Origin of the sequence: Streptomyces sp. NBC_01477, assembly GCF_036227245.1 — a bacterium.
Classification (GTDB): Bacteria; Actinomycetota; Actinomycetes; order Streptomycetales; family Streptomycetaceae; genus Actinacidiphila.
The window spans coordinates 486,278-510,938 of sequence record NZ_CP109445.1; the positions used below are offsets into that span (position 1 = coordinate 486,278).

At 71.2% G+C, this 24,661-nt stretch carries 17 protein-coding genes; 6 read left to right on the forward strand and 11 right to left on the reverse strand.

Annotated features, from left to right (window positions below; genetic code table 11):
* Positions 1-66 precede the first annotated feature (66 nt).
* Positions 67-3,153 (forward strand): GH92 family glycosyl hydrolase, encoded by a 3,087-nt coding sequence (locus tag OHA86_RS01975; RefSeq protein ID WP_329171870.1) that lies wholly within the window; start codon positions 67-69, stop codon positions 3,151-3,153.
* 32 nt (positions 3,154-3,185) lie between these two features.
* Here the strand turns inward: OHA86_RS01975 and glgC are convergent, their stop codons facing one another.
* The 3 genes from glgC to OHA86_RS01990 form a co-directional block, all read right to left on the reverse strand.
* Positions 3,186-4,403 (reverse strand): glucose-1-phosphate adenylyltransferase, encoded by a 1,218-nt coding sequence (gene glgC / locus OHA86_RS01980; RefSeq protein ID WP_329171872.1) that lies wholly within the window; start codon positions 4,401-4,403, stop codon positions 3,186-3,188.
* A 124-nt stretch (positions 4,404-4,527) separates the two neighbouring features.
* Positions 4,528-5,694 carry a glycogen synthase gene (glgA, locus tag OHA86_RS01985; RefSeq protein WP_329182171.1) on the reverse strand — a complete coding sequence of 389 codons (1,167 nt, stop codon included), beginning with the start codon at positions 5,692-5,694 and terminating at the stop codon, positions 4,528-4,530.
* A gap of 61 nt (positions 5,695-5,755) precedes the next feature.
* The gene (locus OHA86_RS01990; RefSeq protein ID WP_329171873.1) at positions 5,756-6,181 is read right to left on the reverse strand and encodes a nitroreductase family deazaflavin-dependent oxidoreductase; all 426 of its coding nucleotides are present in this window, start codon (positions 6,179-6,181) and stop codon (positions 5,756-5,758) included.
* Positions 6,182-6,429: 248 nt separating this feature from the next.
* On the opposite strand from OHA86_RS01990, the gene OHA86_RS01995 reads away from it, so the two are divergent.
* From OHA86_RS01995 to OHA86_RS02005, 3 genes are all read left to right on the forward strand, one after another.
* The gene (locus tag OHA86_RS01995) at positions 6,430-6,993 is read left to right on the forward strand and encodes a GNAT family N-acetyltransferase (RefSeq protein WP_329171874.1); all 564 of its coding nucleotides are present in this window, start codon (positions 6,430-6,432) and stop codon (positions 6,991-6,993) included.
* A gap of 396 nt (positions 6,994-7,389) precedes the next feature.
* Positions 7,390-8,385 (forward strand): acetylxylan esterase, encoded by a 996-nt coding sequence (locus tag OHA86_RS02000; protein ID WP_329171876.1) that lies wholly within the window; start codon positions 7,390-7,392, stop codon positions 8,383-8,385.
* A gap of 101 nt (positions 8,386-8,486) precedes the next feature.
* Entirely contained in the window at positions 8,487-9,359 is an 873-nt protein-coding gene (locus OHA86_RS02005; protein ID WP_329171878.1) for a SigB/SigF/SigG family RNA polymerase sigma factor, read from the forward strand.
* Between the two features lie 93 nt (positions 9,360-9,452).
* Here the strand turns inward: OHA86_RS02005 and OHA86_RS02010 are convergent, their stop codons facing one another.
* The 7 genes from OHA86_RS02010 to OHA86_RS02040 all read right to left on the reverse strand — a co-directional run bounded on the left by OHA86_RS02010 (position 9,453) and on the right by OHA86_RS02040 (position 19,463).
* Entirely contained in the window at positions 9,453-11,273 is a 1,821-nt protein-coding gene (locus OHA86_RS02010) for a beta-xylosidase (RefSeq protein ID WP_329171880.1), read from the reverse strand.
* Positions 11,270-13,279, reverse strand: a complete 2,010-nt coding sequence (locus OHA86_RS02015) for a glycoside hydrolase family 31 protein (protein ID WP_329171882.1) — start codon at positions 13,277-13,279, stop codon at positions 11,270-11,272. The genes OHA86_RS02010 and OHA86_RS02015 overlap by 4 nt, the downstream gene beginning before the upstream one ends.
* A gap of 55 nt (positions 13,280-13,334) precedes the next feature.
* Positions 13,335-14,096: a carbohydrate ABC transporter permease gene (locus tag OHA86_RS02020; protein ID WP_329182173.1), complete on the reverse strand. Its 762-nt coding sequence runs from the start codon at positions 14,094-14,096 to the stop codon at positions 13,335-13,337.
* Between the two features lie 104 nt (positions 14,097-14,200).
* Positions 14,201-15,163 carry a carbohydrate ABC transporter permease gene (locus OHA86_RS02025; protein WP_329171884.1) on the reverse strand — a complete coding sequence of 321 codons (963 nt, stop codon included), beginning with the start codon at positions 15,161-15,163 and terminating at the stop codon, positions 14,201-14,203.
* Between the two features lie 43 nt (positions 15,164-15,206).
* On the reverse strand, positions 15,207-16,469 hold the full coding sequence (locus tag OHA86_RS02030) for an ABC transporter substrate-binding protein (protein ID WP_329171886.1): 1,263 nt from the start codon (positions 16,467-16,469) through the stop codon (positions 15,207-15,209).
* A gap of 165 nt (positions 16,470-16,634) precedes the next feature.
* Positions 16,635-17,678, reverse strand: coding sequence for a LacI family DNA-binding transcriptional regulator (locus tag OHA86_RS02035; protein WP_329171888.1), 1,044 nt, complete (start codon positions 17,676-17,678; stop codon positions 16,635-16,637).
* 285 nt (positions 17,679-17,963) lie between these two features.
* Positions 17,964-19,463 (reverse strand): MFS transporter, encoded by a 1,500-nt coding sequence (locus OHA86_RS02040; protein ID WP_329171890.1) that lies wholly within the window; start codon positions 19,461-19,463, stop codon positions 17,964-17,966.
* Positions 19,464-19,746: 283 nt separating this feature from the next.
* Here OHA86_RS02040 and OHA86_RS02045 point away from each other — a divergent pair, with 283 nt between their 5' ends.
* Together OHA86_RS02045 and OHA86_RS02050 are read left to right on the forward strand one after the other, a co-directional pair.
* Positions 19,747-20,082 carry a YciI family protein gene (locus tag OHA86_RS02045; RefSeq protein ID WP_329171892.1) on the forward strand — a complete coding sequence of 112 codons (336 nt, stop codon included), beginning with the start codon at positions 19,747-19,749 and terminating at the stop codon, positions 20,080-20,082.
* Positions 20,083-20,089: 7 nt separating this feature from the next.
* The gene (locus OHA86_RS02050) at positions 20,090-21,343 is read left to right on the forward strand and encodes an RNA polymerase sigma factor (protein WP_329171894.1); all 1,254 of its coding nucleotides are present in this window, start codon (positions 20,090-20,092) and stop codon (positions 21,341-21,343) included.
* 339 nt (positions 21,344-21,682) lie between these two features.
* Here OHA86_RS02050 and OHA86_RS02055 read toward each other — a convergent pair whose 3' ends face one another.
* Positions 21,683-24,343 (reverse strand): glycoside hydrolase family 9 protein, encoded by a 2,661-nt coding sequence (locus tag OHA86_RS02055; RefSeq protein ID WP_329171896.1) that lies wholly within the window; start codon positions 24,341-24,343, stop codon positions 21,683-21,685.
* Positions 24,344-24,661 lie beyond the last annotated feature (318 nt).

The window sequence follows — 24,661 nt, forward strand, 5'->3', positions numbered from 1 at the left end:
GCGCTCGCCGTGCGTCATCCGCGGCCCGCCGCCTCCACGAGAAGGTGGTCCTCCGTGCTCCCTCCCGTGCTCAGAAGCAAAACCGCGGGCGCCCTGAGCGCCCTGTTGCTGGCCGCCCTCGGCGTCGGCGGCCTCAGCTCGGCCCCCGCCCATGCCGCCAACGCCAACCTCACGCAGTACGTCGACCCGTTCGTCGGCTCCGACGACAGCAACGCCCCCAACCCGGTCGGCGGCGGCGCGGGCGGCAGCACCTACCCGGGGGCCGTGACGCCCTTCGGCGGCGTGCAGTTCAGCCCCGACACGCCGACCGCCTCGCCGTCGGGCTACCGCTACTCCGACGGGTCGATCGAGGACTTCAGCCTCACCCACTTCGACGGTGCGGGCTGTCCCAACAACGAGGACCTGCCGCTGATGCCGGTCACCGGCGCGATCAGCACCTCACCCGGCAGCAACTGGACGGGCTACGCGTCGGCGTACACCAAGGCCAACGAGACGGCCGTGCCCGGCTACTACAAGAACCGGCTGGACAAGTACGGCACCGGCGTGGAGCTGACGGCCACCACCCGCACCGGCATGGCCAGGCTGACGTACCCCTCGACCACCAGCGCGAGCCTGCTGATCAACACCGGCCGCAGCGCGACCGGCAACCGCAGCGGCTCGGTGAAGGTCAGCGGCTCGGAGGTGACCGGCAGCGTGACCGCCGGCGGCTTCTGCGGCTCGTCGAAGACCTACCAGATCTACTTCGACATCCGCTTCGACCGCGCCCCCTCGGCCTTCGGCACCTGGAGCGGCGGTACGGTCTCGGCCGGCTCGGCCAGCACCTCGGGCACCAACACCGGCGCCTACGTCACCTTCGACACCACCGGCAGCCAGACCGTGCAGACCAAGATCGGCCTGTCGTACGTGAGCGTGGCGGGCGCCCAGGCCAACCTGACGGCCGAGAACAACGGCTGGGACTTCAACGCGACCCGCACCGCGGCCGACACGTCCTGGAATTCCATGCTCAACCGCGCCCAGGTCACCGGTGGCGCGGCCGCGGACCTCAAGAAGTTCTACACCTCGCTCTACCACGTCTTCCAGAGCCCCAACATCTCCAGCGACGTCAACGGCGACTACCGCGGCTTCGACGGAGCGGTGCACAACTCGACCCGGCCGGTCTACCAGAACTACTCCGGCTGGGACATCTACCGCTCGTGGGCGGCGCTGGTCGCGCTGATCGCACCGACCGAGGCGGCCGACATCGCCAAGTCGATGGTGCTGGACGGCCAGCAGGGCGGACTGCTGCCCAAGTGGTCGCAGCAGACGGCCGAGGACTTCGTGATGACCGGCGACCCCGGGCCGATCATCGTCAGCAGCATGTACGCCTTCGGGGTGCGGGACTTCGACACCGCCGCCGCGCTGTCGCTGATGGAGAAGGCCTCCAACGGCGGTACGGCGCAGGGCTCGCCGATCCGCGGCAATCAGGGCGCGTACACCAGCCAGCACTTCCTGAGCGAGCCCTCGGACTCGCTCGAGTACAGCGCGTCGGACTTCGCGGTGGCGCAGTTCGCCAAGGCGCTGGGCAACACCGCCAGTTACACCACGCACATGACCCGCGCCCAGTGGTGGCGCAACACCTACAGCACCGAGTCGGGCTATGTGCAGCCGCGCAACTCCGACGGCAGCTGGTCGTGGCCGCTGGACCCGGCGAGCCCGAGCAACTTCACCGAGGGCAACGCGGCGCAGTACACCTGGATGGTGCCGTACGACTTCGCCGACCTGATCAACGACATGGGCGGTCCCACGACCGCGGCGCAGCGGCTCGACCACCACTTCACCCAGGTCAACGCCGGTCAGAGCCTGCCGTACTACTACATCGGCAACGAGCCGGAGCACGGTGTGCCGTGGGCGTACAACTTCGCCCGTGACCCCGCGGGCACCGCGGACGCGGTCCGCAAGGTGATGACCGAGTCCTTCACCACCGGCGCCGGCGGCCTGCCCGGCAACGACGACCTCGGGGCGACCTCCGCGTGGTACGTGTGGGCGGCGCTCGGGATGTACCCGGCCACCCCCGGCGCGGACACCCTGGCCGTCAACGGCCCGCAGTTCCCCTCGGTGCTGCTCCAGCGGCCCGGCGGCAACATCACCATCAACGCCTCCGGCAGCGGCGGCTACGTGCAGGGCCTGAAGGTCAACGGCGCCGCCACCAGCCACAACTACCTGCGCTACCCCGACCTGGCCGCCGGCGGCACCCTCGACTACACCATGGGCGCGGCGCCGAGCAGCAGTTGGGGCACCGGCGCCTCGGACGTGCCGCCGTCCTTCCAGGACGGGGCCACCGCGGTGCCGGCTGCGCCGAGCCTGGGCACCAACCTGGCGCAGGGCAAGGCGGTCACCGCGTCCACCCCGTGCGGTACGGCGGAGTCCGGTGACAAGGCGGTCGACAACTCGCTGAAGAACAACAGCAAGTGGTGCTCCAAGGCGACGAACCCGACGCTGACCGTCGACCTCGGGTCGGCGCAGACCGTGGGGTCCTTCGTGGTCAAGCACGCCGGTCTCGGCGGCGAGGACACCAGCTGGAACACCGGCGCCTTCCAGATCCAGACCAGCACCGACAACAGCACCTGGTCCCCCGCGGTGTCGGTCACCGGATCACGCTCCAGCCGCACCTACCACACCATCACCCCGCGGCAGGCGCGCTACGTCCGGCTGGCGATCTCCGCGCCCACCAACACCGGCGGCGACACCGCGGCCCGTATCTACGAACTGGAGGTCTACGGCCAGTCCACCGGCGCGAGCGCGCACGCCATCACGGGCCTGGCCGGCAAGTGCGTGGACATCGCCAACTCCGGCACCGCCAACGGCACCCATGTGCAGCTGTGGGACTGCAACGGCTCGGGCGCCCAGCAGTGGACCGTCGGCACCGACGGTACGGTGGGCGCCCTCGGCAAGTGCCTGGACGACTCCAACAGCGGCACCGCGGACGGCACCCTGGTCCAGCTGTGGGACTGCAACGGCAGCAACGCACAGAAGTGGACGATCAGCGGCAAGCAGTTGATCAACGCCGCGGCCAACAAGTGCCTGGACGTACCGGGTTCGAACTCCGCCAGCGGCACCCAGCTGGACGTCTGGACCTGCAACGGCGGCACCAACCAGCAGTGGTCGGTGAGCTGACCCCCGCCCGCCGGTGAGCGGGGGCCGCGCCCTCACTGCACCAGCTGGGCCTTGCCCAGGGCGATGACCCCGGCCGCGGACACCGTGTACAGCTCACGGTCGCGGTCGGGGTTCACCCCGATGGTGGCACCCGGCGGCACGTCCACGTTCTTGTCGAGCACCGCGCCGCGGACGATCGCGCCGCGCCCGACCCGTACGTTGTCGTGCAGCACGGAACCCTGCACCACCGCGCCCGCGTCGACCACCACGCCGGGCGACAGCACCGAGCGGGTGACCTGGCCGCGGATCACGCAGCCGGGGCTGATCACCGACTCCCCCACGATGCCGCCGGCCGCGATCTTGGCCGGCGGCAGCTGGCCGGGGTGGGTGTAGATCGGCCAGCGCCGGTTGTACAGGCTGAAGGCGGGCTGGTCGGAGATCAGGTCCATGTGCGCGTCGTAGTACGCGTCCAGGGTGCCGACGTCCCGCCAGTAGCCGTGGTCGCGGGCGGTCTCGCCCGGCACATGGTTGGTGTCGAAGTCGTAGACCTGCGCGATACCCGCCGCGGTGAGCCGCGGCAGGATGCTGCCGCCCATGTCGTGCACCGACTGCGGGTCCTCGGCGTCCTCGTGCAGCGCGTCGATCAGCGTCTTGGTGGTGAAGAGGTAGTTGCCCATCGAGGCGAACACCTGCGAGGGGTCGCCCGGCAGGCCCGGCGGATCCGCGGGCTTCTCCAGGAAGCGCTCCACCGAGATGCCGTCCGCGGCCGGCGAGATCACCCCGAAGCCCGAGGCCTCGGTGCGCGGCACCTTGATGCCCGCGACGGTGACGCCGGCTCCGTGCTCGACGTGCTGTTCGAGCATCTGCCGCGGGTCCATCCGGTAGACGTGGTCCGCGCCGAAGACCGCGACGTAGTCGGGCTGCTCGTCGTACACCAGGTTGAGCGACTGCAGGATCGCGTCGGCGCTGCCCAGATACCAGCGCGGGCCGAGCCGCTGCTGGGCGGGCACCGGGGTGACGTAGTTGCCCAGCACGCTGGACATCCGCCAGGTCGTGGTCACATGCCGGTCCAGGGAGTGCGATTTGTACTGGGTCAGCACGCAGATCCGCATCATGCCGCCGTTGACCAGGTTGGACAGCACGAAGTCCACCAGGCGGTACGTGCCGCCGAAGGTCACTGCTGGTTTCGCCCGGTCGGTGGTGAGCGGCATCAGCCGTTTACCCGCTCCGCCCGCCAGCACTATGCCCAGCACTGTAGGTCCACCGCGCATCGACGTCCCCCTTGTGTCGTGTTCCGCCCTGCCGCCTGCTGCCTTGCCCGAACTGCCGAACTGTCCCACGGCGGCGGCGCATCTCTACCGCGTCCTGCCCCGGATTTTTCTTTTCCTGCCTCCGCTACCCGGCGGCGAGCACTTTTTCGTAAAGCTCGACCGTACGGCGGGCGACGGTGTCCCAACCGAATTCCCGCACCGCGCGTTCCCGCCCGGCCGCGCCGAGGGCGGCGGCCTGCGCCGGGTCGGCGATCAGCCGGTTGAGCGCGGCGGCGAGTCCGGCCTCGAAGTCCGCCGGACGCTGCTCGTCGTAGGGCACCAGAAGTCCGGTGTCGCCGTCCTCGACGACCTCGGGGATACCGCCGACCGCGGAGGCGACCACGGCGGTGCCGCAGGCCATCGCCTCCAGATTGACGATGCCCAGCGGTTCGTAGACCGAGGGACAGGCGAAGACCGCGGCATGGGTGAGCAGCTGGACGACGGCGGGGCGCGGCAGCATCGCCGGGATCCAGTGCACACCGTCGCGCACCGCGTTCAGCTCGTCGAACAGCGCGCGGAATTCGCGGTCCAGCGCAGGGGTGTCGGGGGCGCCGGCGCACAGCACCAGCTGCGCCGCCGGGTCGAGCTCCCTGGCCGCCCGCAGCAGGTGCGGTACGCCCTTCTGCCGGGTGATGCGGCCGACGAAGAGCACATAGGGGCGGTCGGGGTCGATGCCGATCCTGCGCAGTACATCGGTGCGCTCGTCGGGGCGGTAGGTGGCGGTGTCGATGCCGTTGCGTATGACGTGGACGCGCTCGGGGGTGAGCGCGGGATAGCAGGACAGGATGTCGCGGCGCATCCCGTCGGAGACCGCGACCACCGCGTCGGCGGACTCCATCGCTGTCTGCTCCGCCCAGCTCGACAGCGCGTAGCCGCCGCCGAGCTGTTCGGCCTTCCAGGGCCGCAGCGGTTCCAGGGAGTGGGCGGTGAGGATGTGCGGGACGCCGTAGAGCAGCTTGCCGATGTGCCCGGCCAGATTGGCGTACCAGGTGTGGGAGTGCACCAGGTCGCGGCCCTGGAGGGCGGCGGCCATCGCCAGATCGACGGAGAAGGTGCGCAGCGCGTCGTTGGCGCCGTCGAGGGACGTCGGCGCGCGGTGCCTGACCACGCCGCCCTCGGCTGCGGCGTCGCCCCAGCAGTGCACCTCGACATCGACCAGCGCGCGCAACTCCCGCGCCAGGAATTCCACGTGGACCCCGGCTCCGCCGTACACATCCGGCGGATACTCCCGAGTCAGCAGCCCGACCTTCACCAGCACCCTCTCCCGCCTTCGAACACTCGCGTGCCTGTTGCCTTCCCCGATCAGCGGCCGGCTACCGCGCGGAAGCGCTCGGAACCAGAGCCACTACCGGGATGATCCGGTCGGTCTTCTCCTGGTAGTCGGCGAAACCGGGGTAGAGCGCCGCCTGCTCGGCGTATTTGCGGTCCCGCTCCTCACCGGTCAGCACCTCGGCGCGGACCGGGATCGTCTCGTCGCCGACCTCGATCTCGACGTCGGGGTGCGCGACGAGGTTGTGGTACCAGGCGGGATTCTCCGGGGCGCCGCCCTTGGAGGCGAACACCAGATAACGGTCGCCGTCGCGCAGGTACATCATCGGCTTGACGATCTTCCGTCCGCTGCGGGCTCCCGTGTTGTGCAGAAGAAGCAGCGGGGCTCCCTCGAAATTTCCGCCGACCTTCCCGTGGTTGGCACGGAATTCGGCCACAATCCGCGCGTTGAAGTCCTCGGCCTCACTCATGTACTGCTCCCTTAGTCCGTGATGGCTGATGTGGTGTCAGCCTATCGAAGCGACTGCTGGGACCCGCCGGGCTCACCCGCGGCGACCACCGGTCGCCGTGAGCGACCGGCGCGGCGGCCCGATGAAGCACACGGCCGCCGCTACGGCGGCAATTCGGCGGATCTGCCCCAGTCGGACCGCCGGTGGATTGACGCTTTATGGACGGCTGCGAGGGTCGGAGCCCGGGCACACACAGGAGAGACAAGACCGTGAGGACCAACACCCCACCGACCGCACCCGTCCCGCTGCGCGCCGGGGCGCGGGTGGCGTTGGCACTGGCGAGGGAAGAAATGATGCAGGAATACCACCGGTGGGAGACCGACCCGGCGACCGTCGTCGGCTTCGGCGCCCGCTGGCCGGTGTCCTGGGAGGTCTTCCGGGCCCGCTTCCGCACCAGCCACACATCGGCTCACTACCAACTCTTCGAGGTGATCACCACACCGGACGCAGTCCCGGTGGGTACCACCGCCCTCAGCGTCGACATGTCCGTCAACAGCGCCGAATTCACCCTGGTGATCGCCCCCGAGCAGCGCGGCCGCGGCTATGCGGCGGAGGCCACCGCGCTGACCCTCGAATGGGCGTTCACGATCGCCTCGCTCAACTCGGTGTGGCTCGAGGTGCCGGCGCCCCACACCCCAGCGGTGAACGCGTACCTCAAGGCCGGGTTCCGGGCGGCCGGGCGGTTGCGCAGTGCCGCACTGTGGCACGGCCGGCGGGTCGACAAACTGCTGTTCGACTGCATGCCGGACGACATCGCAGACCCGATGACATGACAAAGAGAAGTGACGACCTCGCAGAGAAGAGGTGACCACCATGTCCTGCCCCGACGTGAACTGCCGCAAGGGCGGCTGCACGACCGACCCGGGCCGAGGCCGGCCCGCCGGCAACGGTGACGCGAAGCGCTGATCACCAAACCATCCCCCCACATTCCTCGTTGTTGGGCACGAATCAGCACGAACCGGATCGAATCTCATCAACTCGCACGGATTCGGCATGAACTGGCACAACTCGGACGGCCGGGCGGTCCCGGTGGCGCAGCACACGGGACCCGTCCGGCCGTCCGCCGGCACCAAGAGGTCGCTCAACCGGTTAAGCGGGGGCTTCTGCGCGGCTCCCGCAGGACGTACGGTGTGGGTGATCGACCACCGCCCAGCCGCGAAGGACTACCGATGGCCCTCTTCGACCTGCCGCTCGACCAGCTCCGCGCCCGTCGCAGCAGTTCCGTCGAGCCGGCCGACTTCGACCAGTTCTGGACCGACACCCTCGGCCAGGCGCGGCAGTACGAGCTCGACGCCCGATTCGAGCGGGTATCGACCGGTCTGACGACGGTCGATTCCTACGACGTGACCTTCGCGGGCTTCGGCGGCCACCCGGTCAAGGGCTGGTTCACCGTACCCGCGGGCACGAGCGAGCCGCTGCCGGTCGTGGTGGAATTCGTCGGCTACGGCGGCGGCCGCGGCCTGGCGCACACCCATCTGCTGTGGGCGTCGGCGGGTTACGCGCACTTCGTGATGGACACCCGCGGCCAGGGCAGCGGGTGGTCGACCGGCGACACCGAGGACCCGGTGGGCAGCAGCCCCGCCTCCCCCGGCTTCCTGACCCGCGGCATCGACGACCCGTACGACTTCTACTACCGCCGGGTCTTCACCGACGCCGTGCGCGCGGTGGAGGCCGCACGCTCCCACCCGCTGGCCGACCCGGCCCGCACCGTGGCCGCGGGCATCAGCCAGGGCGGCGGCATCACGGTGGCGGTCGGCGGCCTGGTGCCCGACTTGGCGGCAATTGCCCCTGATGTCCCCTTCTTGTGCGACTTCCCGCGGGCCATCACCCTCACCGACGCCCTCCCCTACCGCGAGGTGGGCAAATACCTGTCGGTCCACCGCGACCGCAAGGCCCGGGTGCTGGACACCCTGGCGTACTTCGACGGCGTCCACTTCGCCGCCCGCGGCCGGGCGCCCGCGCTGTTCTCCACCGCCCTGGAGGACGAGACCTGCCCGCCCTCCACCGTCTTCGCCGCCTTCAACGCCTACGCGGGCGAGGACAAGCAGATCGAGGTCTACGACTTCAACGGCCACGAGGGCGGCGGCCCGCACCAGCAGGTCGAGCAGCTGCGGTGGCTGCCGGGAAAGCTCGCCCACAACAAAACCCACAACAAAAATGCATAGGATGCGAAAGCCGGGGAAGACGGTCGGCACCAGTCGTACGAGTGCGAGGCGATGACGTGACCCCAACAGTTGAGCAGACGGAATGCACGGGCAGGTCGGCGATGGCGACGCGCGTGGTGCCGCAGGACGCACGGTGGCCGAGCGGACCGGAAGCCACAACCGGCGGGCTGCCGTTGATCGACGATGCGACGGCCGTGGCGCCGCAGGACGCGCGGACCCTGTCGAAGATGTTCTTCGACCGCCTCCAGGAAATGGAGGAGGGCACCGCGGCCTACAGCTACGCACGCAACACGTTGATCGAGATGAACCTGTCGCTGGTGCGCTTCGCCGCCGGGCGCTACCGCAACCGGCCGGCGACCGACCTCGAGGAGATCGTGCAGGTCGGCACCATCGGCCTGATCAAGGCGATCGACCGGTTCGACCTCTCCCGTGAGACGGAGTTCACCACTTTCGCGGTGCCGTACATCGTCGGGGAGATGAAGCGCTTCTTCCGTGACACCAGCTGGGCGGTGCATGTGCCGCGCCGCCTGCAGGAGCTGCGGGTGGAGCTGAGCAAGGCCAAGGAGACGCTCGCGCTGGAACTGGACCGCGACCCGACGGTGGCGGAGCTGGCCGCGCACCTGGAGCTGTCCGAGCAGGAGGTCATCGAGGGTCTGGTGGCCGCCAACGGTTACACCGCGGGCTCCATCGACATCCCCTACAGCGACGGCGACGGCGACGGCGAGGGCCGCTCCCTCGGCGAGACCGTCGGCGAGTGCGACCCGGCGCTCGACCTTTTCGAGGACTTCCACACCCTGGCCCCGCTGATCGAGAAGCTGCCCGAGCGCGACCGGCTGCTGCTGCGGCTGCGGTTCGGCGAGGAGCTCACCCAGGCGCAGATCGGCGAGCAGCTGGGCTGCTCGCAGATGCACGTGTCGCGGCTGCTCAGCCGTATCGTCACCAAGCTGCGCTCGGGACTGATGACCGAGGACTGACCGCAGCCGTCACCGCCCGCGCGGGTCGGGTGGACTCCCCCGAGGGGAGTCCACCCGACCCGCGTCGTGCGTGGGGGGACGGGGACGTACAGGTCAGGACGGTGTGACGTCGGCCCGGTCCAGCGCGATGTTGGTACCGCCGCTGGCGCCGTTGCGCTGTCCGGTGTCGGTGATCGTCAGGGTGTGCGGCCCCGCGGTCAGCTGCGGGCTGGTCCACACCACGCCCGAGGCGTTGCGGCTCGCCGCGTAGTTGTCGACGGTGACCGGCGCGCCGCCGTCCACGGACAGCGACATGATCCCCTGGTCGGTGTCGCGCACCGCGTGCAGGGCGACCCGGGTGCCGCGGAAGGTGAAGGTCGCCACCGCGCCGCCGGTGAAGGACCAGTTCGCGGTCTGCTGGTACATGTCGCTGACGCCGTTGGTGACGCCCCAGTTCGCGCCGTAGCCGAAGTGGTCCAGGTCGGCGGTATCGGTGTCGGTGCCGTCCACCACCACGGTCGGGTCGACCGGGCCGCTGCTGCCGTTGCCCGGGGTGAGGGTGACGGTGTAGGCGTCGGAGCCGCTGGTGCGGGTGACCGGCACGTGCAGGGCGCCGCCGGAGGGGGTCACGTCGCCGTCGAAGACGGTGACGGGCGCGTCGAGCGGGCTCTGGTCGGGGATGCGCTGGACGGTGGCGTGCACCGCGTTGTTGTTGATCAGCCAGGAGGCCGCCGACAGGTTCCGCACGGTGACGGTGGTGGTGCCGCCCTGGCCCGAGTTGTTGCCGAGCAGCGCCAGCACCTGGTGGGCGGCCGGGTCGGAGCCCGCGGCGACGGCGACACCGCCGCTGCCGGTGGTGCCGAGCAGCCGGCCGCTGAGCCGCGCGTACGCCTGGTAGACCCACCACTGACCGGTGCGCTGCCCGCCGACGAGCAGCGAGTCCAGGGTGCCCGCGCCGCAGCAGTCCGACCAGATCGCGTGGGCGGCGGCGGTGACGCCTGAGGCGGAGAGCCGGTCGAGGAACCACGCGGTGTAGGCGGAGTTCTGCTGCTGCGAGAAGAGGTACTCGTTGATGGTCAGCGGCAGCGGGACGATGCCGTGCGCGGACTCCAGGGCCCGCGCGTCGGCGGCGTCGGCGGCCGGGTCGTCGCCGAAGTGCCAGTTGAGCACGTTCGGCAGGGTGTTGTCGGCCTTGGTCTGCCCGAGCCAGGAGTCGAGCCAGCCGTGGTTGTAGCCGCTGTAGGAGGGGCCGACGATCTGCGCGGACGGCACCAGGCGGCGGATCTCCCGGACCGCGGTGTCCCACATCCGGTAGTACTGGGCGCTGTTGACGCCGCGCTGCCAGAAGCCGGTGCCGTCCGGCTCGTTCCAGATGTCGTACGCGACCGGTACGCCGGACGCCTGCACGTCGGCGACCAGCTTGTCGATGAAGGCGGTCCAGTTGGAGCAGTCGCCGTTGTCGCAGGGGTAGACGGTGTTCGCCGGCTGGGTGGTGTCGGCGCCCCAGACGTCGGAGACCAGCAGGTGGTAGGTCGCGTGGTAGGGCGCCGCGGTGACCCGGCGGGCCTGGGACAGCGCCGAGTTGATCCGTATCCGGTAGCCGGATCCCGCGGTGTAGCCGTCGCCGAGCCAGCCGCCGCCGGCGATCCGGGCGCCGCCGCCGCGGAAGAGCGCGGGCTTGAGCGGCTGGAGCAGGCTGTCGGCGGGCGCGGAGCCGTCCTGGCTGAGGCCGTAGAGGAAGCCGGAGCCGACCGCGGTGGGGGCCGCGCCCTGGGCTGCCAGGTCGATGGTGACCTCGGAGTCCGCGGCTGCCGCGGGCACCGGGCTGAGGGCCGCCGCGGCCAGGGCGGCGGCGCCGAGCGCGGCGAGCACGGGCAGCGTCCAGGGGCGCCGTCCGTGGCGTGCGGCGGACTTCCCTGTCGTGGTGCGTTTCATCGTGTCTCCCTGAGGGGGGTGAAGGGATCGGCGTGGTCGCGGAGGAAGAGCGGGACGGTGTCCAGCGGGGCGGCGGCGGTCACCCACCGCCCGCCCCGGTGGACGGTGCCGGCGGCGAGGTCCTTCCATTCGGCGCCGGCCGGCAGGTAGACCCGGCGCTCGGTGGCGCCCGGCCGCAGGACCGGGGCCACCAGCAGGTCCCGGCCGCACAGGAACTGGTCGTCGATGTCCCAGCCGGCCGCGTCGGCGGGGAATTCCAGCAGCAGCGGGCGGATCAGCGGCAGCCCGTCGGCGCGGCCGGCCGCCAGCTGCTCGTGCAGGTAGGGGCGCAGGCGTTCGCGCAGGTGCAGGGCGGCGGTCATGGCGGCCTGCGCCCGCTCGCCGTACGACCAGATCTCGTTGGGGCCGCCGCCGACGCCGATCGGGCCGTGGAAGACCCGCGGTTCGCGGTGGCCGTGCAGTCGCAGCAGCGGGCAGAAAGCGGCGAACTGGAACCAGCGGACCATCAGTTCGCGGTAGTGCTCGTCGTCCGGGTCGCCGCCGTGGAAGCCGCCGATGTCGGTGGTCCACCACGGGATGCCGCTCAGGGCGACGTTGAGGCCGGCGCGTATCGAGTCGGCGAGCGCGTCGAAGGTCGCGGGGATGTCGCCCGACCACAGCGCGGCGCCGTAGCGCTGCGATCCGGCCCAGGCCGATCTGACCAGCGACAGCACCTCGGTCTCGCCCTGCGCGGTGAGGTGTTCGTGGATGCCGCGGGCGTGCTCGCGCGGGTAGAGGTTGGCGACCTCGGAGCCGCTGCCCGCCGCGTAGTCGAGGTTGTGCGGGTGTCCCGGGCGCATCTCGGGCTCGCAGGCGTCCAGCCAGAAGGCGCGGATGCCCAGTTTGTAGTAGTTCTCCTGGAGGCGGTCCCACAGGGCGGCCCTGGCCGCCGGGTCGGTGGCGTCGTAGAAGGCGACGCCGATGCCCTCGGGCGCCTCCTCGGTGTCGGGCCAGTCGGCGTGCACGGTCGCCCCGCTGTAGGTGGCCACCAGCTGTCCGGCGTCGCGGAGCGCGGCGTAGCCCTCGGACAGCGGGCTCACCGAGGGCCAGACCGAGACCGCCACCTCGACGCCCAGCGCGCGCAGTTCGTCGACCATGCCGCGCGGGTCGGGCCAGTCGCGGCGGTCGAAGTCCCAGTCGCCGAGGTTGCGCCAGTGCAGGTAGTCGATGACGATCACCGACAGCGGCAGGCCGCGTCGGGCGTACTCGTGGGCCACGTCGAGGACCTCGGCCTGGTTGCGGTAGCGCAGCTTGCTCTGCCACAGGCCCGAGGCCCAGCGCGGGAAGGCCGGGGCGTGGCCTGTGGCGTCGGCGTAGTGGCCGAGGATGTCGGCGGGGGTGCGGCCGGCGGTGAGCCAGTAGTCGAGCTGCCTGGCCCGGTCGGCGACCCAGCGGGTGCCGTTCGCGGCGAATTCCACCCGGCCGACGGCGGGGCTGTTCCACAGGAAGCCGTAGCCGCGGCTGGAGACCGCGAAGGGGATGCACACCTCCCCGTTGCGCTGCTGGAGTTCGAGCACCGTGCCCTTCTGGTCGAAGCGGCCGTGGCCGTGCTGGCCCAGGCCGTGGATGCGCTCGCCGTCGTAGGCGGCGAAGCGCTGCTCGATACGGTGCAGGCCGCCGCCGGCCGACTCGAAGTGCCGGGCGCCGGGCCACCAGAAGTGCGGCGGCTCCTCGCGCAGCAGTTCCTCGCCGGTGTCGGCGCGGGTCGCGGTGACCAGCCCGTCGGCGGCGCCGACGGTGATCCGCAGCAGCCCGTTGGTGAGGGCGGCGTGGGTGTCGTGGATCTCCACGGCGGCGTCCGCGGGTGTCGCGGCCTCGGGGTCGAGCGCGCCGGGCAGGCCGTCGGCGACCCGGTGGACGCCGGCCCGCACCCGGACGCTGTCGGGACCCCACGGCTGGATCTCCAGCACGTGGTGGCCGTGTCGCCACCGCAGGAGGTTCGGGAGCTGGGTGAAGGCGGACGGCAAGGTCTTTCTCCTCGGTTCGTGGTACGGACGTACGGGCGCGGCCGGCGGTGGCCGGTCAGTCCTTGACCGCGCCGCTGGTGACACCGGCGGCGACGTAGCGCTGTGCGACGACGAGCAGCACGGCCGCGGGCAGGGACGCGATGATCCCGGTGGCCATCACGCTGTTCCAGTCGCTCAGGTGCGCGCCGATGAAGCGGTAGATGCCGACGGTGACCGGCGCCCGGTCGTCCCTGGTGGTCAGGGTGACCGCGAAGAGGAAGTCGGCCCAGGCGAAGAGGAACGAGAACAGGCTCGCGGTGACCACGGCGTTCCGGCTGACCGGCAGGATCACCGACAGCAGGGTGCGCAGCCTCGACGCCCCGTCGAGCACCGCGGCCTCGCTCAGCTCGGCCGGCACCCCGCGCATCGCCGCCTGGAGGACCAGCACCGCGAACGGCACGCACAGCGTCGAGTCGGCGAGGATCAGGGCCAGCGGCGAGTCGAGCAGGTGCAGCTTGCTGGCCGCGGTGTAGAAGGAGTTGGCCATCACCACGCCGGGGATCATCTGGGCGATCAGGAAGGCGAAGGTCAGCAGCCGTCCGCCGGGAGCCCGCAGCTGGGCCAGCCCGTAGGCGGCGGGCACCGCGATCAGCAGCACCAGTACGACGGTGCCGGCCGACACACCGAGGCTGACCAGCAGGTGGCTGCCCTGGCTGGACAGCGCCCTGCGGTAGCCCTGGAGGGTGCCGTGCAGCGGGATCCAGGTCGGCGAGCTCTTGACCAGGTCGGTGGACGGCAGCAGCGAGGCGTTCAGCATCCAGTACAGCGGGAAGAGCATCACCGCGAGGATCAGCAGCGCGACCGCGGTGTACGCTCCCCCGGCTCCTCGCCCGCCGCCGCGCGGGGCGGTGGTCCGGCCGGTCCGCCGGTTCGCCGCGGCGCTCATCGGCCGGCCTGCCGCTGCTCGCGGGTGGCCCGCAGATAGACCACGGCGAAGACCACCGCGACCACGATGAGCAGATTGCCCACCGCCGCACCGCGGCCGAACTCCAGCTGCTGGAAGGACAGGTTGTACGCGAAGGTGGTCAGCGTCTGCGAGGAGCCCGCGGGACCGCCCTGGGTGAGGATCATGATCACGTCGAAGACCTTGACGGTGTAGATCAGGCCGAGGGTGAGCACCACGGCGGTGACCGGCCGCAGCAGCGGCAGGGTGATGTGCCGGAAGCGCTGCCACCCGCCCGCGCCGTCCAGCGCCGCGGCCTCGTACAGCTCGCCGGGGATGCTCTGCAGACCGCCGTAGAGGATGACCATGTTGAACGGGATGCCGACCCAGATGTTGACCAGCGTCACGGCGGTCAGCGCGTCATGGGTGCTGGCCAGCCAGGGCACCGGGTGGCCGATCAGGTGGAGTTGCAGCAGGGCGTGGTTGAGCACCCCCGAGTCGGTGTCGAGGATCCACCGCCAGGCGGTGCCCGACACCACCAGGGGCAGCAGCCACGGCACCAGCAGCAGCGAGCGCAGCGGGCCGCCGAGCGGGAACCTCCGGTTGAAGAACACCGCGAGCGCCAGCCCGAGGGCGAACTGGAAGACCAGCGAACCGGCGGTGAAGACAACGGTGTTGAGCACCGTGCGGCCGAAGTGGCTGTCGTGGAGGACCTTGCTGTAGTTGTCCCAGCCGACGTAGGGCGCCACACCGGTGTAGAACGACGAGACGGTGTAGTCCTGGAAGCCCATGCGGATGCTGCTGGCCAGGGGGTAGAGGTAGAAGCCGGCGACGTAGAGCCACGCGGGGGCGACGAAGGCGACGGCCGCCCAGCGGGCTCGCGCCGGTCCGCGGCTGCGCCCGCCGGGTGCGGCGGCGGCCGCGGTCACCGCGGCCGGCCTGCCCTGAACGGTGGTGGACATGGTGCGCTTCCCGTCTGGTACGTGATCGGGGTCGGGGCCGCGGTCAGTTCCGCGCCGCGCTCTGGGCCTGGGACAGCGCCTTCTCGGGGCTGGTGCCGCCGGCCAGTGCCGCCTGGATGGCGTCGGCGAGGGCCTGGCTGACCTTGGGGTAGTCGGTGCCCAGCTCGGTGGTCCTGGCCTTCGCGGTGCCGACCTCCTGCACGAAGGCGGCCAGCTGCGGGTCACTGGCGGCCAGCTGCGCGGCGGCCCGCTGATTGCTCGGGATGTACCCGGCGTCCTTGGACCACGTGGCGCTCTCGTCGTGGCCGAGCAGGCACTTGACCACGGCGACGGCCTTGGCCTCGCGGGCGGCATTGCTGTGCCCGACGGTCCAGACCTCGCCGCCCAGCGGGGTGACGGGCTTGGCGCCGGGGCCGGGGATCGGGATGGGGACGACGCCGAAGTGCAGCTTCTTGTCGGCGTTCAGGGTCGGCAGCTGCCAGGGGCCGTTGACCATCATCGCGGCGTTCCCCGCCATGAACTGGTCGTTGACGTCGGCCTGGGTCCAGGTCACCACGGACTTGGACGCGGAACCCGAGCCGACCAGGTCCTTCCACAAGGTGAGCGCCTGCACCGCCTGCGGGGAGTCCAGCGCTTTCAGGCTCGCGCCCGCGGTCCAGAAGAACGGCTCGAACTGGAAGGTGCCCTCCTCGGTGCCGACCGCGCTGAAGGCCACGCCGTAGCGGGAGCCGCGGGTCAGCTTCCTGGCGTCAGCGGTCAGCTCGTCCCAGGTGGTGGGCGGCTTGAGGCCCGCCTGGGTGAACAGGTCGGTGTTGTAGTAGAGCGCCAGGCCGTTGACGCCGGGCGCTATGCCGTACGTCTGGCCCTGGTACTGCCCGGCCTGCACGATCGACGGGTAGAGGCCCTCGGTGCTCAGCCCGGCCCTGGACAGCGACACCAGGCCGCCGGTGGCGGCGAGCTGCTGCAGGTCGGGGTTGTCGATCAGGGCCAGGTCGGGCAGGGAGCGCGCGGACGCCTGCTGGAGCAGCTTCGGCATGAACTGGGCGCGCGGCACCTGCTGGTGCTTGATCTTCACCCCGGTCCTGGCGGCGCACTCGTCGAGGATCTGCGGCAGCTGGGTGTTCTGCGGCGCCGCGTCGTAGTAGTCGATCTCGGTGAGGGTGTCCGGCGCGCCGCCGGAACCGCCGGCGCCCGAGCCGGTGCCGCAGGCGGCCAGCGTGAGCGCCCCGGCGGCGGCGAGTGCGGCCAGCGTGCCGGGTCTTGCGGCCGGGCGGAACAGGCGGGACGTACGAAGCAAGCGGCTCATGATGACGTGCCTTTCACGGTTCGGTACTGAGCTGTGGTCAAGGAGCCCGGCGGCGGGTACTGAGGAGCTGCGGTGACAGTTGCGCCGCCGGGCATTCGAATCAATTCGACAGTGGCGACGGAGCGGCCCGGCTCGCGCCGTGGACCGGGCCCGCCCGACGCCCGTTCAGGTGCGGCCCCGCCGGGGGCCGTCGCCGGTGGAGCCGCGCCGCGGCCCGGTGCTCGCCCGGATCTTCAGGGTCGGCGCCAGCAGCGTCTCGGCCGGCAGCTCCTCCCCCTCGATCCGCCGGGCGAGGCTGCGGACCGCGGCCCTGGCCAGTTCTTCCGCGGGCAGCGACACCGAGGTCAGCGGCGGATCGCACCGCTCGGCCTCGTCGTCGGGGCAGATCGCGATGAGCGAGATGTCGTCGGGCACCCGGTGGCCGAGCCCGGCCAGCCGGTCCCTGACCAGCGGCAGGACCCGCTCGTTGTAGACGATCAGCGCGGTCAGTCCCGGCTGCCTGGCCAGCAGGTCGTCCAGCGCGCTGACCACCCCGGCGGGCGTCGGGTCGCAGGCCGCCCACACGGTGCGCTGACCGCGGGATTCCAGCGCGGCCAGTACGGATTCCCTGGCGTGCACGGCGTAGGCGACGTCCCGGCCGAACGCCTCGGGCGGCTGCCCGAGGTAGCCGACCTCGGTGTGGCCCGAGTCGTGCAGGTGGTCCGCGCACGCCCTGGCGGCCAGCGCGAAGTCGAAGTCCACCCGGGGCAGCCCGTGCGGCTCGTCGGGGGTGCCGACCAGCACCGCGGGGCACTTGAGCCGGGTGAGCAGCGGAATCCGCGGATCGTGCCGCTGCACCTCCATCAGCATCACCCCGTCGACCAGGGCGCTGGCGACCGCGTCCCTGATCGCCGCCTCCCCGTCGTCGTCGGTGAGCATCAGCACCTTCAGGCCGCTGTCCTGGGCGGCGGTCAGGGCCGCCCAGACGTACGGCATCTGCACCTGGTTGTGCGGGCCGTGCACCATCGGCAGCGCCATGGCGATCACTCCGGTGCGGCGGGTACGGATCGACCGCGCCCCGGCGTGCGGCCGGAAGCCGAGGGCCGCGATGCTGCCCTCGACCCGCTTGATGGTCTCCGGCGAGATGGTGCGGTTGCCGCTGAGCACATACGACACCGTGCTGCGCGACACACCCGCGTGCCGCGCGACATCCGCAATCGTCACCGTCATTGACCGACCCCATCGTCACCGTTGAACTGCCGAGCTGTGGAACTGCCGAGCTGTGGAGCTGTTGTAGCACCGAGCCGCCGGGCTGCCGGACCGACGACTGCCCCGCCTCGCCTCGCCGAGGTGTTGGGCCGCCGGACCGCAGGACATCGCACTGTCGAACTGATTCGACGGGCTCGAATGGCCGTGAAACTAACACGCCCGCAGGGCGCCCACAAGGGATCGCGCACAACAGCCAGGACCGGCGGCATTCCGCCGCCGGTCCTGGTGCACCACCGCTGCCGGGGGTCAGGCGCCGCTGGTGGCCGAGGTCGACTCGGCAGGCGCGGTCTGCGACAGCGGGGTCGCGATGTCCTCCAGCGACCTGCCCGCCGCCTTGACCGCGAGGAAGGCCGCGACGATACCGGCCGCGCACATCAGCGACGCGCCGATCACGAAGGCGGTCACGGTGTCGCCGACCACGCCCGACTTGGTCAGGTCCGCGAAGACCAGCGGGCCGCTGATGCCGCCCGCGGCGGTTCCTATGGCGTAGAAGAACGCGATGGCCATCGCCCGGGTCTCCATCGGGAAGATCTCCGAGACGGTCAGATACGCGCTGCTCGCTCCGGCGGAGGCGAAGAACAGCACCGCGCACCAGCAGGCCGTCATCGTCGTGGCGTCCAGCGAACCGCGGTCGAACAGCCACGCGGTGCCGAAGAGCAGCAGGCCCGACAGCAGATAGGTGGACGAGATCATGATCCGCCGGCCCACGGTGTCGAAGAGCCTGCCGAGCAGCAGCGGGCCCATGAAGTTGCCCGCCGCGATCACCGCGAAGTAATAGCCGGTCTTCCCGGTCGACACGTCGAAGAAGGTGGTCAGGATATTGCCGAAGCCGAAGGTGATGGCGTTGTAGAGGAACGCCTGGCCGATGAAGAGCGACAGGCTCAGCACCGCGCGCCGGGGATAGCGCGTGAAGACCGTTCTGGCGATGAGGCCGAAGCCGACACTGGCCCGCTGGTGAATGGTGATCTTCGTCTTCGGGCTGGGCAGCTTCTCCTGCTTCTCCTCCTCGATCTCCTTCTCCACCGAGCCGACCAGCTCGTTCGCCTCGTCGCCGTGGCCGTGGATGAACTGCCAGCGCGGGCTCTCCGGCACATGGCGGCGGACCAGCATGATCACCAGGCCGAGCACCACACCGAGGGCGAAGGTGAGCCGCCAGCCGACGTCCTGGGGGAAGATACTGGTATTGAGCGCCACGATCGACAGCAGCGAGCCGCCGATCGCGCCCAGCCAGTAGCTGCCGTTGATGATCAGGTCGACCCGGCCGCGGAAGCGGGACGGGATCAGCTCGTCGATGGCGGAGTTGATGGCCGCGTATTCACCGCCGATACCGAAGCCGGTCAGGAAGCGGAAGGTGAAGAACCACCAGGGCTGGAAGGACAGCGCGGTCATCGCGGTGGCGCTCAGATACACCGCGAGGGTGATCATGAAGAGCTTTTTGCGGCCGTAGCGGTCGGTCAGCCAGCCGAAGAACAGCGCGCCCGTGCAGGCGCCCGCCACGTAGAGCGCGGCGGCGATACCGGTGATCTGGGCGGCGGTGACGGCCAGGCCGCTGCCGTCCTCGGCGATCCGCCCGGCGATGTTGCCGACGGTCGTCACTTCCAGACCGTCGAGGATCCACACCGTGCCGAGCCCGATCACGATCATCCAGTGCCATCTCGACCATGGCAGTCGGTCCAGGCGTGCGGGCACATCAGTGGTGATGGTGTCGCCGGCCGCCGCAGCGGGTCCGGCCGCGGATCCAGCCATCGAAGATCACCTCCATCTCGCAGTGTCACATCGGTCGGCGCTTCCCGCGCGGCTGCCACGCCCGGCATGTCCGCCGGGCACGATGGTGCGTCAGACCCGCCGTCCCTCGGCGGGTACGTATGTCCCGTACGCCCGTGGGTACGCCCACCGGAAGCCGTCCACGTGCAGCCCCGCGGGAGAACTCCGGCGAATCTGCCGCGTGGTGTACATCCGGGTGCTTCCCGATCGTCGTAGGGGTGACCGGGGAAAACTCCCGGCAAGGACACAGACGAGGAGACGCGCCATGAAGTACCTGCTGCTGATCTGCAGTGAGACCGCCGACGGCTTCCCCGACGCCGCGCCCGGGGACCTGGACGCCGAGCCGTGGGTCGAGGAGATGACCCGCAGGGGCGTACGGCTGGACGGCAACAGGACCCGCCCGGCGGAGGACGCCACGACCGTACGGGTCAGGAACGGCGCCCAGCTGCTCACCGACGGGCCGTACGCCGAGACCAAGGAGCAGATGGCCGGCTTCGACATCATCGACTGCGCCGACCTGGACGAGGCCGTCGAGATCGCGGCCAAGCACCCGGTCGCGAAGTTCGGCATGGTCGAGGTGCGGCCGTTCTGGACGGAGTGAGCCACCGGTGCGCGACGCGGTGAAGGAAGCCGTCGCCACGGCCTGGTCCCAGGAGTGGGGCCGGGTCGTGGCGGCGGTGATCCGGCAGACCGGGGACTGGGACCTGGCGGAGGAGTGCGCGCAGGACGCCTTCGAGCGGGCGCTCGAACGCTGGCCGCGGGACGGCGTGCCGCGCCGCCCCGGCGCCTGGCTGACCACCACGGCACGCAACCGGGCGCTCGACCGGCTGCGCAGGGCCGCGAACGAGAGCGTCAAGCTGCGCGAGGCGGCCCGGCTCGCCCCCGGGCAGCCGGACGCCGCGCCGCCGGACGAGGTGCTGCCGGACGAGGTGCTGCCCGATGACCGGCTGCGGCTGATCTTCACCTGCTGCCACCCGGCGCTCCCGCTGCCCGCGCAGGTCGCGCTGACGCTGCGCACCCTGACCGGGCTGAGCACCGCCGAGATCGCCCGCGCTTTCCTGGTGGCCGAGGGCACGATGGCGCAGCGGCTGACCCGGGCCAAGAACAAGATCGGGAACGCCGGCATCCCCTTCCGGGTGCCGCCGCCCGAACTGCTGCCCGAGCGCACCACGGCGGTGCTCGCCGTCCTCTACCTGCTCTTCAACGCCGGTTACGCGCCGGGGGCCGCGGGCCCCGACCAGCGCCGGGTCACCGCGGAGGCGATCCGGCTGGCCCGGCTGCTGGCGGAGTTGCTGCCCGGCGAGCCGGAGGCGGCCGGGCTGCTGGCGCTGATGCTGCTGCACGACGCGCGGTACGCGGCCAGGACCGACGCGGCCGGCGATCTGGTGCCGCTGGAGGCGCAGGACCGCAGCCGATGGGACCGGCGCGGTATCGCCGAGGGCACCGCCGTCCTGGAGGCGGCGCTCACCGCCCGGCGGCCCGGCCCCTACCAGGTGCAGGCCGCGATCGCGGCCTGCCACACGCAGGCCGCCGACGCCGCGGACACCGACTGGCCGCAGATCGCGCTGCTGTACGGCGAGTTGGCGCGCATGGCGCCGGGTCCTGTGGTGGAGCTGAACCGGGCGGTGGCGGTCGCGATGGCGGAAGGCCCGCGGGCCGGGCTCGCCCTGGCCGACGCGCTCGCCGAGGCCGGCGAGCTGTCCGGCTACCACCTGCTCCCGGCCACCCGCGCCGACCTGCTGCGGCGCCTCGACCGCCCCGGGGAAGCGGAGTCCGCCTACCGCGAGGCCCTGTCCCTGGCGCCGACCGAGGCGGAGCGCCGCTACCTGGCTCGCCGCCTGGCCGAGGTCTCCCACCCCTGACCCTCGCAGGTCCGGCGCCCCCGGGGGGTGGGTGCCGCTTGCGGCGGGGTTCACACCTGCGGTGCACTTCGGCTGAGCGCGCCGTTCCCCGTGCCCCTTGGGAGCGCCCTCTCCGGCAGAGGGCAAGCCATCGGGGGCGCGGGAACGGCGCGGCCACGACGGCGGTGAGGCCGCATCGCCACCGCAAAGGGCAACCCCATGGGGGCGCGGGGAACGGCGCGGCCGGCCACGACGCACCGCACGTGCGAACCGCCACCGCAAGGGGCAGCCCCCTGAGGCCGCGGAGAACGGCGCGCCGGGCCATGGCGCGCCGTCAAACCGCCAACCGCGGCGGAGCCGCTATGTGCAGGGGACCCCGTTCACGGCGAAGCCGCTCGGCGCCGCGTTGCTCGCGGTGTACGTGCCCGTGAAGCCGGGATCCACCGTGCCGCCCGGCGCGAGCGTCGGGGCGTACGACGGATTGGTCACCGTGACCTTCTGCCCGCTCTGGGCGAACGTCCCGTTCCAGCCGCTGCTGACCTTCTGGTCGCCGCCGAAAGTGAAGGTCAGCGTCCAGCCGTTGAGCGCCGCACTGCCGGTGTTCGTGACCAGGACGTCCGCCTGGAAGCCGCCCGACCAGGCGTTGGTCACCTTGTAGACGGCCGTGCAGGCGGCACCGCCGCCTGGCGGCGTCGTGCCGGTCGTCGTGGTCACCGAGACCGCGGCCGACGCCGCGGACACGCTGCCCGCCGTGTCGACCGCCTTCACGGTGAAGGCGTACGCCGTGCCCGCCGTCAGCCCGCTCACGACGAGGCTGGTGGCGGTGGTGGTCCCGGCGAGTACGGGTCCCGTGCCCCGGTTCGCGTAGACCTGGTAGCCGGCCAGCGGCAGGCTGCCCGGCGTGGCGGCCGGCCAGGTCAGGGTGACCGAGGTGCCGGTGACCGCCGGCGCCGTGGGGGTGCCGGGAGCGCCCGGCGGGGTCGCCGGCGGGTCGGTGGTGCCCGAGCCGCTGGGCGCGGCGCCCCACACCGCGCTGGAGCCGTCGTAGAGGACCATGTCGTTGACGGTGACCGGGGTGGAGCCCGGCACCGTGGACACCCCCTGGTAGGACCAGTCCCGGGTCGGGTCGTGCGGCCCGGGGAAGGTCAGCCGGAACTGCACCTCGCGGTGGAATTGCGACTGCCCGGCGGGGGCGATGTCCTGGCCCTCGCAACTGACCGTCACGTAGTAGACGTTGCCGGACAGCAGCGTCGGACCGGTCGGTGCCAGGCACTGGTTGTAGGCCGAGGTCACGGTGACCTGCGAGGGGCTGGTGCCGGCGTCGAGGGTGAAGTAGTAGCGGAAGCTGCCGTGGGTGAGGTGACGGGCCGGCCAGCCCGACTTGTTGACCACCTGCGCCTTGATCTCGTAGAAGTTCGTGCCCGCCGCGTTGACCGAGGCCTGGAGGAATTCCTCGGGGCCGTCCGGGGTCTCCTTCGGCGGGAAGTTCGCCAGCGGTGTGCCGCCGTATTCGTCGGTGAGGGCGGCGAGCGCGCCGGAGAAGCCCGCGTTGTAGTCCAGCGCGCCTTCGGTCTCACCGTAGTTGGAGCGCTCGTCGGAGAAGCCGTCGTCCGCGGAGCCGGGGCCGCCGACCAGCAGGCCGTAGTCGAGGTGCCGGGTCGCGGCGGGCTCGGTCATCGACTGCGACCAGGAGCCGTGCGCGGCCCTGCTGTGCGGATTCTGGGGCCACTTGGTGTTCTTGCCCGAGTTGGTGAAGCCGATCTCGTAGCTCTCCTTGGCCGGGTTGTCGCCGAGGACGTAGTCGATCTGCCGCGCGCCGAAGTCGTGGTAGGTCTGCGCCTTGGCGGCGTCCTTGCCCTGCGAGCCCAGCCAGTGGGCGAACTGCAATGCCACGTATGCGGTGTTGGACGAGTAGCGCAGGGAGCCCCAGGTGTCGAGGAAGGCCTCGCCGCCGGGCGAGTAGGCCACCTTCTGGCCGTTCACCCCGGTGGTCCACCAGTCGAGCCAGCGCTCGGCGTCGTCGACATAGGTCTGCTTGCCGGTGAGTTCGGCGAGCAGCACGTAGTCGCCGTAGGACTTGTCGTCCCAGGCGAGCGTCCAGTTGTACTCGGGCGTCGTGGTCTGCTGCATCTTGGGCAGCTGGGCGTAGTACGTCTCCGCCTTGGTCAGATACGTGCTGTCGCCGGTGGCGCGGTAGAGCCACAGCGCGCCCCACACCAGCTCGTCCCAGTAGCCGCTCCACGAGTTGTAGTAGCCCTGGGCCGCGGTGATGCACTTGTCGTACGTGCCGCGGTAGGTGTCGGCGAAGGTGTAGAGCTGCTTGGCGTTGGTCAGCAGGGTGGCGGAGTACGCGGGGTCGCTCGCCTTGAAGACCATGGACGAGGAGGCGAGCGCCGCGGCGGCCTCGCCCGCCAGGTCGGAGCCCGGGCAGGAGGCGTCGATCTTGAAGGAGGGCCGCGGTTCCGGGTTGGCCTCGGGCGGACCCCAGAAGGAGTGGTCGCTGCCGCCGTCACCCACCTGGCCGTAGAGCACGTTGGCGGACGGGTGCGCCTTGAGGAGCCAGTCGTCGCCCCAGCGCAGATTCCGCAGCAGATAGCTGCTCTGGCCGCTCTTGGTGTAGCCGGCGGCCTCGTCGATGCCGCCCCAGCCGAGCATCGTCATCGAGAACGCCATCGGGAAGCCGAACTTCACCTCGTCCCCGGCGTCGTGGTAGCCGCCGGTCAGGTCGATCCCGGCGTCGGCACCGTCGGTGAGGTCGGAGTCGCCGCGCCAGGAGACGCGGTTGTCGGCCGGCAGCTTGCCGGAGCGCTGCGACTCGTAGAAGAGCATCGAGTCCTGGAGGGCCTCGGCGTAGTTGTAGCCGCCGGCCGCGGCGGGTGCGGCGGCCGGGGTGGCGGCGCGGGCCGCGGGGGCGCCCGCGGTGGCCGCCATCACCAGGGGCAGCAGGGCGGCGACCGCGGTCACCGCCGCGGCCCGGGCGCGGCGGACGGTCCGCGCGGGCGGTGTTCGGAATATGGGCACGCGTCCTCCTGGGAGGGCGATGGTCGTGGTGGGGGGACCGCGCCCGCAGGCGGACGGCCGGCCCACCGGGACCCGGTGTCCGCCCACCCGCCCATGGGAGCGCTCCCACATGCTCACCCCCGGCCGTGCGCAGCGTCAAGCACCGTGCGTAGGGCAGTGGGTACGGCTCGCGCACGCGTCACGTACCGGCTCACGCACGGGCCGACTCCGGGATGCGCGACAGGGCCGACAGGGGGCATGCTGATCCACTCACGAGGGTTTCTTTTCTTCACATGAGATGACTGGTGTCTCGGGTGGCAGGAAGAAAGGGAGACACAA